Source organism: Salmonirosea aquatica, from assembly GCF_009296315.1.
Taxonomy (GTDB): Bacteria; Bacteroidota; Bacteroidia; order Cytophagales; family Spirosomataceae; genus Salmonirosea; species Salmonirosea aquatica.
Genome location: NZ_WHLY01000002.1, coordinates 5,653,081 through 5,665,930, shown reverse-complemented (window position 1 = coordinate 5,665,930; position 12,850 = coordinate 5,653,081). Strand labels below are relative to the sequence as shown.

General features: G+C 41.3%; 12 protein-coding genes. 8 read left to right on the top strand and 4 right to left on the bottom strand.

All coding sequences use genetic code 11. From position 1 onward, the window contains the following. Positions 1-66 precede the first annotated feature (66 nt). From GBK04_RS24380 to trmB, 6 genes are all read left to right on the top strand, one after another. Positions 67-1,587: a TonB-dependent receptor gene (locus GBK04_RS24380; protein ID WP_373331313.1), complete on the top strand. Its 1,521-nt coding sequence runs from the start codon at positions 67-69 to the stop codon at positions 1,585-1,587. Positions 1,588-1,624: 37 nt separating this feature from the next. Beyond that, entirely contained in the window at positions 1,625-2,824 is a 1,200-nt protein-coding gene (locus GBK04_RS24375) for an HU domain-containing protein (RefSeq protein ID WP_152764243.1), read from the top strand. A 111-nt stretch (positions 2,825-2,935) separates the two neighbouring features. Then, positions 2,936-3,265, top strand: a complete 330-nt coding sequence (locus tag GBK04_RS31065; RefSeq protein WP_373331312.1) for a hypothetical protein — start codon at positions 2,936-2,938, stop codon at positions 3,263-3,265. Between the two features lie 11 nt (positions 3,266-3,276). Next, positions 3,277-3,855, top strand: a complete 579-nt coding sequence (locus tag GBK04_RS31060) for a hypothetical protein (RefSeq protein WP_373331311.1) — start codon at positions 3,277-3,279, stop codon at positions 3,853-3,855. Positions 3,856-3,861: 6 nt separating this feature from the next. Beyond that, positions 3,862-5,157, top strand: a complete 1,296-nt coding sequence (locus GBK04_RS24365; protein WP_152764241.1) for a bifunctional folylpolyglutamate synthase/dihydrofolate synthase — start codon at positions 3,862-3,864, stop codon at positions 5,155-5,157. Between the two features lie 12 nt (positions 5,158-5,169). Beyond that, entirely contained in the window at positions 5,170-5,844 is a 675-nt protein-coding gene (gene trmB, locus GBK04_RS24360) for a tRNA (guanosine(46)-N7)-methyltransferase TrmB (protein ID WP_373331310.1), read from the top strand. Positions 5,845-5,880: 36 nt separating this feature from the next. On the opposite strand, the gene gap is transcribed toward trmB, so the two are convergent. After that, entirely contained in the window at positions 5,881-6,888 is a 1,008-nt protein-coding gene (gene gap, locus GBK04_RS24355; RefSeq protein WP_152764239.1) for a type I glyceraldehyde-3-phosphate dehydrogenase, read from the bottom strand. Between the two features lie 684 nt (positions 6,889-7,572). Between gap and GBK04_RS24350 the strand changes: the two genes are divergently transcribed. Next, on the top strand, positions 7,573-8,388 hold the full coding sequence (locus GBK04_RS24350) for a 2,3,4,5-tetrahydropyridine-2,6-dicarboxylate N-succinyltransferase (protein WP_152764236.1): 816 nt from the start codon (positions 7,573-7,575) through the stop codon (positions 8,386-8,388). A gap of 271 nt (positions 8,389-8,659) precedes the next feature. After that, the gene (locus GBK04_RS24345) at positions 8,660-9,097 is read left to right on the top strand and encodes a helix-turn-helix transcriptional regulator (protein WP_152764234.1); all 438 of its coding nucleotides are present in this window, start codon (positions 8,660-8,662) and stop codon (positions 9,095-9,097) included. Between the two features lie 263 nt (positions 9,098-9,360). Here GBK04_RS24345 and GBK04_RS24340 read toward each other — a convergent pair whose 3' ends face one another. The 3 genes from GBK04_RS24340 to GBK04_RS24335 all read right to left on the bottom strand — a co-directional run bounded on the left by GBK04_RS24340 (position 9,361) and on the right by GBK04_RS24335 (position 12,810). After that, positions 9,361-11,079 carry a T9SS type B sorting domain-containing protein gene (locus GBK04_RS24340; protein ID WP_373331309.1) on the bottom strand — a complete coding sequence of 573 codons (1,719 nt, stop codon included), beginning with the start codon at positions 11,077-11,079 and terminating at the stop codon, positions 9,361-9,363. A 248-nt stretch (positions 11,080-11,327) separates the two neighbouring features. Beyond that, positions 11,328-11,870 (bottom strand): hypothetical protein, encoded by a 543-nt coding sequence (locus GBK04_RS31055; protein WP_373331308.1) that lies wholly within the window; start codon positions 11,868-11,870, stop codon positions 11,328-11,330. A 268-nt stretch (positions 11,871-12,138) separates the two neighbouring features. Further along, entirely contained in the window at positions 12,139-12,810 is a 672-nt protein-coding gene (locus tag GBK04_RS24335; RefSeq protein ID WP_373331307.1) for a T9SS type B sorting domain-containing protein, read from the bottom strand. Positions 12,811-12,850 lie beyond the last annotated feature (40 nt).

Here is a 12,850-nt window from a genome sequence, read left to right as displayed (position 1 = left end):
GAGATAGAAAGCCAGACCTACGAAATTGTCAAGGAAAAAAGTATCGAATTTCCCCCGGCCAATCGATTGTTTGATAAAGTACAACCTGTTCAGGCCAAAGCCGAGGATAAAAAAGTAAAGTATCAGTTCGTAGATCCCAATATCAACCTAGCATCTCCCAAGCTGACACCCGTGGCGGTAATGTCATCGGATGAGAAAACCCGGCAGGAACTTCCTGAAGGACTCAATAATTACATTAAGATAGGAGCTGGCAATTATGGTCGCTTTCTGGGAGAGGGATTTGTGAGTACGCGACCCTCCGAAGATTTGGTATTTACGGCCCATTTGAAAAATCTTTCTGCATCAAGTGGACCTCGTTATGGCAAAAATTCAGCCAATGCCAATACTGACATCCAGCTAGGTGGAAAGTATCTGCGAAATGCCTTTAAGATTGATGGGCAGATCGATTATAACCGAAAGAATTACTATTTCTACGGCTACCAACCCCAGCCTGATGGCGTTGAAGTAGACCGGGATACGATCCGGCAAACCACAAATTTGTTTGGGGTTCAACTCGGATTTGAAAATACCGAAGCTAATTCTCTAATAGACTATTCAGTAAAGACAAGCCTGTATTCGATCAAGGATAGGTATAGCGCCTCCGAGGTAGATTGGGGTACTACAATTCAGGCTTCCCTGCCCGTGGCAGAAAATATCTACGCACTGGTTGAAGCCGGGGCCTTTGTTTCACAACGGGTCGATGCCCAAACTTACAATAGAAATCTGTTTAGAGTAAAACCCAGCTTTAAGTACGTATCAAATCTGTTCTCGATAACAGGAGGCGTTAACGTTGTTAACGAGACTGACAATGTTCTGGATGTAAACCGTACCAAAGCCTATCCAGTTGTTAATCTCGACGTGGTACCTGTGGCCGGATTGCATGTGTTTGCTGGGTATGATGGGGATGTGGTCCGGAATACACTTCGTAGCTTGTTGAATGAAAATCTCTGGCTCGCTCCCGATGTATTGATTGCCAACACCGAAAAGAAAGCCGATATCTATGCGGGTTTCAAGGGCGAAAACGCCGAAGGATTCAACTTTGAGGGTAGGGTCTCGTATGCCAAATACCGCAACTTCTATGTTTTCAATAATGCTTTGGCTGATACTTCTAAGTTCTCGGTACTCTACGATGCGGACGCAACTAATGTACTTACAGTGTCGGGACAGGTAGGCTACATGGCTAATGACATGTTTAAAACTTCACTTAAAGCAAACTTTTATAACTATAACCTGAGACTACTTGAACAAGCATGGCATCGACCCACATTTTCCTTAAACTGGTTTAATGCACTCACTATTCAGGATAAACTGTTCATTACTTCGGATTTGTATACAGTGGCAGGGCTAAAAGCGAAAAATTTCCAAACTGGAATAGTCACAAAACTACCCACCATAATTGATCTTAATATTAAGATTGACTATCTGTTAACCAGTAACTTCTCGGTGTTTGTTTCATTAAACAACATCTTGGGAAAACAATATTCCCGCTATCAGTATTATCCCCAGCAGGGACTTAACTTTATTGGAGGATTGTCTTTTTCTTTCTAACTTCGTTTAGTTAAAGTCGTGTTAAACTAACGAAGCTATGGTTACAGTTGATAAGTACATCCGTAAATTGCTTTTTGAGCACGATTGCGTTATCATCCCTGAATTCGGTGGACTTCTTACCCACCACATTGGCGCTCACTACGATATCGCCAATTCATTATTCGTACCTGCCCGGAAAAGGCTTGCTTTTAATGAAGTACTCAAAATCGACGATGGCCTTCTGACATATTACGTGGCAGCTCACGAGCGGCTACCACGCGAAGAAGCAGCCAGCCAAGTAAGACGTTATGTGGATATGCTACGTCAGCAATTGACAGATGGCGTACATGTCGTTATTGAGGCCATTGGGAATTTTTCAATGAATTCTGAGGGCAAACTAGTTTTTGAACCTGACTACAGTCAAAACTATAACAGCGATTGGTTCGGCCTGCAGCCTCTGGAGGTACCTCAGATTGAAGGTCGGGATCAGGTTGAGGAAAATCTATCTATTTTCGAACCGCTTGAGCAGGATGAAGAATTTACGGCGATCGGGGCTCCATCAAGAACATGGCGCAACCGTAGCTGGGTTAATTGGGCGGCGGCAGTGGTATTTTTGGGTACCGTAACGCTATTGAGTACCCTCAGTTCAAATTCCAGTTCAAGTTTATTAAGTACGTTGAACCCTTTTGAGACGGTAGGGGACTTTTCACTCGAATCATATACGTCAACATCAACCGCATTGCCGAAATCGGTGGCAAAGTCGCCTGCGACCGAACCCAATTTGAAAAAAACAGATATCACTAGTCCGGTTAAAGCGTCAATTCCGCCGGTGCCTTTGAAAGTGGAGACAAAGAACCCAGTGAAAAAGCCGACCTTAGTGGAAACAATAGTTTATGTACCTAAAAGCGAAAAATATGCCGTGGTAAATAAACCCATATCAAATACAGTACGTGCAGATTCCAAAGAGAAAAAACCAAAACGCGCAGCCGCAACAGTACCTCAATCTCCCAACGTGGAGGTGGCAAACCATATGTATTTTTTAATTGCAGGGAGTTTTGGAAGTATCAAAAATGCTCAGATACTCAAACAACAACTTATTAATAAGGGATTTTCGGAATCCAGTATTCTTGATAATGCCAAAGGGCGACTGATAAAGGTATCGGCAGGTGCATTTCCTACCATGGAAAGTGCAATACGTCAGAAGAATAAAGTCGATAAAGTTATCGGTGCCGAATCGTGGGTTTACCATCGTAAGTAAATTCCTCAAACACTAAATATTGAATCATTACAAAAAAAGGCCCTCAGGGCCTTTTTTGTGGATACACGAATTAAGCGTAATTTTACGTTATACGAAAAAAACGTCCTGTATATGGTACTTACCACTGCTGATGACCGCGAACGTATCGCTCTTTCCTGGGCTATATCCGTCGGGTCTATGGTTCTTCTGCTTACTGCTTTTTTCTTTATCCGACTGAATCAGGAGGCTGCTACGGTGGGGCCAATGGAACTGTTTGTGGAGGTTAATTATGGGACGAGCAATGTTGGAAGCGGGAAAATCCAAACCTTTAATAAACCAAGCGATTCCAAAATTGCGGAAAATATGAAAGCCGGGGAGGAAAAAATCGAGCGCAAAGCCGAGGCTCCTAAACCTACCCCCCTGCACCCCGTCCTGAGCCTATCAAACCTACTACCAGGGTAGCTGAAAAACCGGTGATAACTTCCAAAACCGAGAGCCCTGTAGAAGAGCCAGAACGCAATGAATCCAAGAAGGTAAGTAGCAATACATCGAGTACTTCTACTTCAACTACCCCCGCTCCGGCCAAAAAAATCAATAACGATGCACTGTTTAAAAAGTCATCGGGTTCAGGCTCAGGAAGTAATGGAACCAATGGTACCAAGGAAGGAGTAGGAGGGAATAATAATGGCGATGATGCTAGTGGGGTAGGTGATAAGGGAGCCAAAGAGGGAAGCTTGTTTTCTAAATCATACAAAGGTGGCGGAGGTGGGGGAGGTACCGCGGTTGGTCTGAATCTGAACGGATGGTCCTGGTCAAGACCACCTCAGGTGAATGACAATTCAGACGCTACTGGCGAAATTACATTCAAAATAATTGTGGGTAGTAACGGACGAGTACGCAACGTAATCCAATTGCGCTCCACTGTTACAGACTATGCCGTAATTAATAAATACAAAGATGCCGTACGGGTTTTGACCTTTGTGCAAAAAGCAGGTGCCAATGTACCTGATGAATCCGTCGGAACTATCACTTTTAAAATCAGCGCAAAGTAAATATTGATGACCTACGAGGAAGCAATAGCCTACCTGTATAGTCGCTTGCCAGTATTTCAGAACCACGGGGCCCGGGCATATAAGCCGGGCCTTTCTACTACACGTGCTTTTTGTGAACGACTGGGCAATCCGCAAAATACCTATAAAACAATCCATGTGGGTGGAACGAATGGAAAAGGAAGTACCTCACATATGCTGGCGTCGGTGTTACAACATGCAGGATATCGCGTAGGACTGTATACTTCTCCCCATTTGAAGTCATTCACTGAACGTATTCGTGTAAATGGGCAACCTGTCCGAGAGGACTTTGTATCGGAATTCGTTACTGTACATTCGGATTACATCGCATCAATTGAACCATCTTTTTTTGAAGTAACTGTGGCAATGGCATTTGCCTATTTTTCATCGGAGAATGTTGAGGTTGCAGTAATAGAAGTGGGTATGGGGGGCAGGCTTGATTCAACTAATATTATCACCCCTGAACTGGCGCTGATCACTAATATAAGTTTTGACCATACCCAGTACTTAGGGGATACCTTACCTAAAATTGCTTTTGAAAAGGCAGGAATTATCAAACCTACCATTCCGATAGTGCTGAGTGAACGAATGCCCCCTGAAGTATTAGATGTATTTGAAGAAAGAGCCGCTGAATTGGACGCAAGATTAGTAGTGGCTGCTGAGCGCATTACGATTTCATCCCATTCGTTTCAAACTGGGAAATTAAATATTGCTGTAAAGTATTCTCATAAGAAAAAGCTCTATAGGTACCAACTGGATTTATTAGGAGAATACCAGCTGAACAATGTGAAAGGGGTACTTTCTGCTCTGGAAATATTAAATGACACTGGATTTGTCATACACCCATCGGCTATTAAATCCGGCCTGGCTTCTGTACGGACCACCACCGGTTTGAAGGGTAGGTGGCAGCAAATTCAGTCAGAGCCCCTGGTGCTTTGTGATACCGCTCACAATAAAGCGGGACTGGAACTCACAATTGGACAATTTAAACAAATAGAGGCATCGAAGCACCGATTCGTACTGGGGTTTGTAGCTGATAAAGAGATAGAATCTATCCTTTCACTATTTTCTAATGAAGATACATTCTATTTTTGTCAGCCTCAAAATCCAAGAGCTTTGCCGGTAGAAAATCTCGTTCAGGCTGCTCAGATAGCCGGTTTTACAGGAGAATCATTAGATAATGTTAATAGTGCCCTCGAAAAAGCCATCCATGATTCAAATGCTGCTGATGCAATATACGTAGGTGGCAGTACATTTGTAGTGGCCGATTTGAATTCATTATAATTTTAAGGAAGAGTGACCCGAAGGAAATTAGATAAGTACCATTTTTGTCAGAGTGCAGAGAATGTGATCGAACGTGGTAAACCACTTTACACGACTATAAAAGGGAAATGGAATGAGTTTTATTTTGCCAATTCAAACCCACTTGTACTCGAACTTGCCTGTGGAAAAGGAGAGTATACCATTGGTTTAGCTCAGAAATTTCCAGAGAGGAATTTTATTGGAGTTGATATCAAAGGAGATAGAATTGCCCGAGGAAGCAAAATCGCTCTTGAACTTGGTCTTACCAATGTGGCATTCTTAAGATCGTCCATACAATATTTAGACGAATTTTTTGGAAGTAATGAGATTGAAGAAATATGGTTAGTTCATCCTGATCCTCAACTGCGCGATCGCGATGAGAAGAAAAGACTTACAAATGATTTTTTTTTGAAAAAGTACTGGAATTATTTAAAACCGGAGGGGCGTTTTCATTTGAAAACCGATAGTACTCCATTATATCAGTATAGTCTTGAAGGACTTGAAAACTCAAACCTTTTCACGGTTGAGGGCTATACTTCTGATTTATACCATTCTCAGCTATTAGACCTTCACCATGAAATTGTTACACATTATGAACAGGTGTTTATAAGAAAAGGGTTTAGCATAAATTATATAAATGCTATAACAAAAAAAACGGCTTCATATTAATGAAGCCGTTTTTTTGTTTGATGGGAATCTGAATTCCTATATCATTTTTGCAAAATAGATTACGGTCCTAACCAATTGGGATACGTAAGACATCTCATTATCGTACCAGCTTACTACACGTACCAGCTGAGAATCACCCGCTTTTTGAACCTTAGTCTGGGTTGCATCGAATAATGAGCCATAGGTAATACCTATGATATCGCTACTTACAATTTCATCTTCATTGTACCCAAAGCTTTCGTTTGAAGCGGCCTTCATTGTAGCATTGATTTCGTCGATGGTCACTTCTTGGCCAACAACACAGGTTAGTTCAGTCAACGAGCCCGTCAGGGTTGGTACACGCTGAGCTGAGCCGTCTAATTTACCTTTCAGGTTAGGTAGTACCAAACCAATTGCCTTAGCAGCTCCTGTGCTGTTAGGAACTATATTTTGTGCAGCGGCTCTGGCCCGACGCAAATCACCTTTTGCATGTGGAGAATCCTGGGTGTTCTGATCATTAGTATAGGCGTGAATGGTGGTCATAAGGCCATTTACGAGGCCATAAGTGTCATCGATAACCTTGGCCATAGGAGCAAGGCAGTTAGTTGTACAGGAAGCACAACTGATGATTGTTTCAGAACCATCCAGAATATCATGGTTTACATTGAAGACAATCGTTTTAAGGTTTCCAGTGGCCGGAGCAGAGATAACGACTTTTTTAGCACCAGCTTTCAGGTGTAGGGAAGCTTTTTCTTCACTAGTGAAAAAACCAGTACACTCCAATACTACATCAACATCGTGATCTTTCCACGGAATTAGGGAAGGATCCTTTTGGGCGTAAATAACAACGTCTTCTCCATCAACAATAATAGAATTATCTGTTGATTTTACGTCAACATTAAAACGGCCTTGAGCCGTGTCGTATTTGAGAAGGTGAGCTAATACAGAAGGGCTGGTAAGGTCATTGATAGCAACAACGTCTATTCCTTCCATATCGTAAATCTGACGGTATACTAAGCGTCCGATCCTACCGAAGCCATTGATAGCAACTTTAACTTTTGACATTTTAATATGGGATTATGGTTTTGTTTATAAAGCAAAAGTAGAAAAAAATAATTAGTAGAACTGTATAAGAGCATGTATATGGAAGCTATTTAAAATAGTATTTAATTACAATAATAACTAATTTATTTAGTATTTTGCTAATATAAATCGTTAAAAATTACTAAATTTAATAGTATAAAGAAACCTTCTTTTAACTCTATCCTCGTCTAGTAACAGTTCTATTATAGTAAAAACTATACAATAAAACCATTTTGGGTATTGCCAGTCTTTAACAGATTTTTTATGTATCATTCATATGTTTCCGAAATAGTTTTGGCAATATTATATGCCTTCAAAGGTGCTATTGATGTACGAGAGCTATTCATTGACCTTCTCTCAGGGGCATCCTCTTTAAGTAATATTTGCTTCAATTGTATTTAAAATGTGAAGGTCTACTGTATAATATAATTATGACATAATACAATTAAGTTGGAGAACGACGGCAAATTGATCGATATATCCATTTTTTACTTCAAGTAAGTATTAGTTCGTATTTTTACACATCTAACCTCAGCCATTATATCTATTATAGATAAAAAACATAGCTTTTTTGAATTCCATCTTTCAATTAGTTTATTATTTTTAATAGTGTAAGTACTTGATTTCATGAATTTTAAATAGTTTTTATTCAATAATTAATTTAACATGTTAGAAGAAAGTATTATTCTCGCTTGTTGGGAAAACAGAGAAGCTTTAAAAGATTCAAAAAGCCGGGAAGCTCTTGATCGTATCATCGAACTTGTTGACAAAGGAGAATTACGAGTAGCAGAACCCTTGTCAAATGGTACCTGGAAGGTAAATGAATGGATTAAGAAAGCAATCCTGTTGTATTTTCCCGTCCAGCAAATGACTACCAGCACGGTAGGGATCTTTGAATACTATGATAAAATGGCGTTAAAGAAAGGTTATGCAGATCTTGGAGTAAGGGTAGTGCCGCCTGCTGTGGCTCGCTATGGAGCATATATAGCGAAAGGTGTTATTCTAATGCCTTCCTACGTGAATATAGGAGCCTATATAGATGAAGGTACCATGGTCGATACCTGGGCTACCGTCGGAAGCTGCGCACAAATAGGAAAGAATGTACACCTGAGTGGGGGCGTTGGAATAGGAGGGGTGCTTGAGCCTGTGCAAGCGTCTCCCGTTATTATAGAAGATGGAGCTTTCATCGGTTCTCGCTGCATTGTTGTCGAAGGTGCACGCATAGCTAAGCGTGCTGTTTTGGGGGCAGGAGTTGTAATTACTGGTAGCTCTAAAATTATTGATGTAACAGGAGAGGAGCCTGTCGAATATAAAGGGTACGTTCCAGAGGATTCAGTAGTAATTCCCGGTACACTTCCGAAAACTTTCCCAGCAGGAACTTATCATGTACCCTGTGCATTAATCATTGGTAAACGTCGAGCCAGTACAGATCTGAAAACTTCGCTAAATGATGCACTACGTGATAATCAAGTGTCTATTTAGTATTCTAAATCTTTACATTCCTTGTTAAAAAACTAAATAATTCGAAATACTAAATAGAAATTTTTCTTAGGCTACTCTTAAATAGGGTAGCCTTTATTTTTTCCAGAAATCTTAAGCAAACAGCTAATTACCAATGAATTCACAATGTTAAATACAAGTTTATATATCTCTAAGAAAGGAATCACATTTGTAATAACTCAAAAATTTACTTTTGTGATTATGTAATTACAATGTTATATTTTACATTTGTGTACATTAATTTTCTACACTCATGGAACTGAATGACAAAATTAAACAGATACTTGTCGATAAAAGTATATCGCCCTCTCACTTCGCAGATGAAATCGGAGTACAGCGGTCAAGTATTTCACACATTTTAGCGGGAAGAAATAGACCAAGTCTTGACATCGTGCAGAAAATTATCCGTAGGTACCCAGATTTGGGAATGGAGTGGATACTGGAAGATGAGGAGTATTTAGATTTACCAATTACTTCAACTCCCTACGGTTCAAGAGCCAAAGCTGAGAACTCACCGTCGATTCCTTCTAAACGTAACGGCTTAGATTTGCCTATACAAAAAAGCCCGTCCATAGATCCGGTACAAACCAATCCTGAGCCTCTAAAAGATCTACCGTTTGAAGCAAAAACTGTGGAACGAATTCTTATCTTTTACTCTGACGGGACATTTAAACAATATGTTCCTGAATAAATTTATTAAGACTAATTCTAATTATTTGCTTGCTCTTTTTACAGGAAGATTTATTATAAAATAGGGGGGAAATTCTAACTGAATATTTTGTATTACATGAAGACAATGCTAAAAGTTTTACATGGTGATGAGCATAAATGTCAGCCAATTGCCTGAATGTGAAACAATTAACAATATACTGTTCCACGTGGATTGTTAATTGCCTTATTACTAAGCAATTAACAGATAAGGGGGTGAGGATGTGGAAATTTATACTTTGAGATTCAATACATTACACGTACAGCACCTTTGTAAATATTGTCAGAAGTCTTAATGATGTAGTTATACATTCCATTTTCGACAACTTTATTTTTAAAATATCCATCCCAGGGTGTTGTATAGCCGGCCTCTGAGAAAATTACCTGACCCCAACGATTATAAATCTTAATGTTTTCGATTAAGACTTGTCCATTCGGAATAATAAAAACATCGTTGATCCCATCACCATTTGGGCTAAAAGCATCAGGCAGAAATATACGGTCTATAATCGAAACCATGATGCTGTCCTTAGCTTCACATCCACCAGGGGTACTTACCCGTACTACATATTCCGTTGACTGATCTGGTAGCGCAACCGGAAGTGAATCCAGAGGATTGGATAGGCCAAGTGGAGGAGACCATAAGTACGAAACTGGAAAATCCGAAGTATTAACCTGTGGATTCAGCATTACGGATTCTCCTCGTTTGACCCAGACTTCATCTGCAAGTGAGACACTGATTTCCTCCTGCCTAATCAGAATACTATCCGTGGAAGTACAGCCATTCCTTCCGTCAAGGACCACCAATGTATAGGTCCCTGGCGAGTCAACATTCACCTTATCACTAGTCTGACTAAGCATTTTTCCGTCCAAACTCCATGTATACCGAGATGAAGTAGCGCTGTCAGCGCTCAATTGTAATGGTTTTCCTGCGCAAAATACAATACTAGTAGCCTCGATATTTGCAATCGGAGGTATACCAGCCACTACCTCAACCCCTATAGATATTGCGGGCTTTATACAGATTGCCGGAGTTTCATTTTTTGAACTCCGAACTACAGTATAGCTACCCACTTTGCTGGCAACATAGCTGGAACCAGTAGCATCGGTAATATTTTGTCCATTGATTTGCCATTGGTAATTCCAATCACCTTCACTATCCGTCTCCAGCTTTATATCTCCTCCTGAGCAAAGTTCGATTTCCTTAACGGGTTTGTTCTTATATAATACCGTAGGTATAGGAATGGGGATCTCTTGGCACTCGTTAACGACCACTTTGATAGGAGCCGTTGCCTGGCAACCACCAGGCGTTTCGACCTGTAGAATATAATCGGTTGTTTTTTCGGGCGATGCTAAGGGCTTACTTTCGGTAGTACTGTTAAGCCCTTCAGGAGGTGACCATTTGTACTGGATGGCTGATGAAGTAGATTCTACTTTTGGAGTAAGCTCTACATTTTGTCCCCTCAATATTTCTACCTCAGCAGGTAGTTTCACCCGTATTGATTCAACTTTCACTTCGATACTATCAGTAGCAGTACAACCATTTTGTTCATTTCTGACTAGAAGTGAGTATGTGCCCCCTTTCTGAACAGTTATGCTAGGTCCAGTTTCTGCCAGCTGATTCATGCCTATTCTCCATTCATATACATATGAACTTTTTGTTTCTGCCTGCAAAGCAAGGGTACCTCCCTCACAAAGTATATCCTTTTTTTTATCAATCAGGGCGGAAGGAAGTGGTTCGGGTACTACTTCCACTGGCTCAGATGAAACCGGCATCGAACATTGATCCTGATTCGTACTTTTAGAACTTCTTTGTACTGAGTAACGACCCTCTTGATTTACTTGAAGTGCAGAAGCGTTAGCTCCAGGTATGTCTTGTCCGTCAATTTGCCACTGGTAGGCCCAGTTCCCCGGTTCCTGTATTTGAAGCAGTATGGGTTGGATGCAAAGTTCAATGGTCGGCATAATCTTCTGATCATGCACAATTACAGGGACCGGGGGCGAATTAGGACTGCACTCGATGACGAGTGATTGAAAATCTCGCCGGACTACCCCAATCTTTACTCCATTACGGTATTCTTCACATTGTACCGTAAATACATATAAACCCAATTGACTGGCCGTCACCGTTAATCTGCCCGTTCGTAGATCAATACTGAGAGCGGGATTTCCGGGGATCATATTTTGAGACGAGATACCGGGTAGCCATTCTATCAAAGGGTATCCCGACTTGGGTGAATCATCCCCGATTGGGTAATCCAGACTTGTATTTCCTCGAAAAGGAGTAACAACCGAGTAGCGTAGTTCATCACCATCGGCGTCCGTAGCAGACAAATTTGTGGAATAGGGCAAACCCAGACATATATAATCGCCATTCGGAAAATTAAAAACTGGTGATGAATTACGAACCGATAGGGGGGGAACTCAAGGTAAAATACCAGCCCGCTCGCGCCCGGTTCACGAATGTTGCTGATATCGGCATTGCGGCAGCACCTTTCCCAGACAATATAGTACCCTCCTGGATCAGAAAAATCTCCAGGATTTAGTGAAACTTTAGCATTGTAGGTACCTTCTACTGTTTTCAAATTACGTAGCCCAGAACAGACCTGATTCTGATAATCTACATTCCGTGAAGTAATGTAGGGTAGGGAGGTTTTGAAAACCAATTGATTGTCTCGTTTTCGGTAGAAGAGAATTTCCACGGATGGTTCGCGATTAGCCACCGTTAGCCGATTCTGATCCCAGAAGAGAATCATACTGCACGAAAACCGATTTGCCTCACTGGTGGTCTCCATCCGGATTTCACCTCCCAAGATGTGACTAGCCTGGGCTGAATAGCAAAAAAACAGCAAACCAATTGCCGCTGCAAACTGGTAAAAACGCCTCATAAATTTTCTCTAATGTACTGACTGGCCCATCATTGGGATGAAACAACTGATTTCTTGAACGTACCGATCCCTTGCATGGGAAAGCAAGCTCCCAAGTTTCGAGGGTACATTTTTTAAAGAGGGGATGGGGGAGACTTTAGTACAGAATAAGAATAGTACCCTTATAATTGTAAAAGGGGGTCACTATCAGGTAAATATACGTCCCTTGGGGTACTTTGGTTTGTTTATAGGTACCATCCCAGGGATTATCGTAGTTCGGAGACTGAAAGACAACCTCGCCCCAGCGGTTAATTATTCGGATATCCTGGATCTGATTGGAACCGTTGTATATGTCCAGTACGTCATTAACTCCGTCGCCGTTTGGACTAAATGCATCAGGAATGTACAGTCGGTCAAAAACTTCCAGCTGTACACTATCTGATGCCAAACATCCAATTGGCGAAGTTACTTGCAGGACATAGGTCATCGAGTTTTGCGGGGAAGCGCTGGGCAGTGAGTCAGTATCACTACTGAGACCTTCGGGTGGAGACCATTGGTAAGTAACGGGAAATGCCGTGGATTCAACTTCGGAGTTTATGACTATGGAATTCCCCTTTTGCAGACTCAGTCGGGGAGGCAAATTTACGCTGATCCTTTCCACCGACACCACAGCGCTATCCGAGGCGGTACAACCATTTTTTTCATCCCGTACTAATAATTCATATGTACCTTGTTCGGTAACGGTGAGCACGGGCTCTGAACCTACTATTTGGTCCATCTCGCTCTTACGCCATTCAAAACTATATCCACTGGCCAGGGTAGGGCCCACGAGATTGAGTTTTTCATTCTCACAAATAATATCTTTTAAC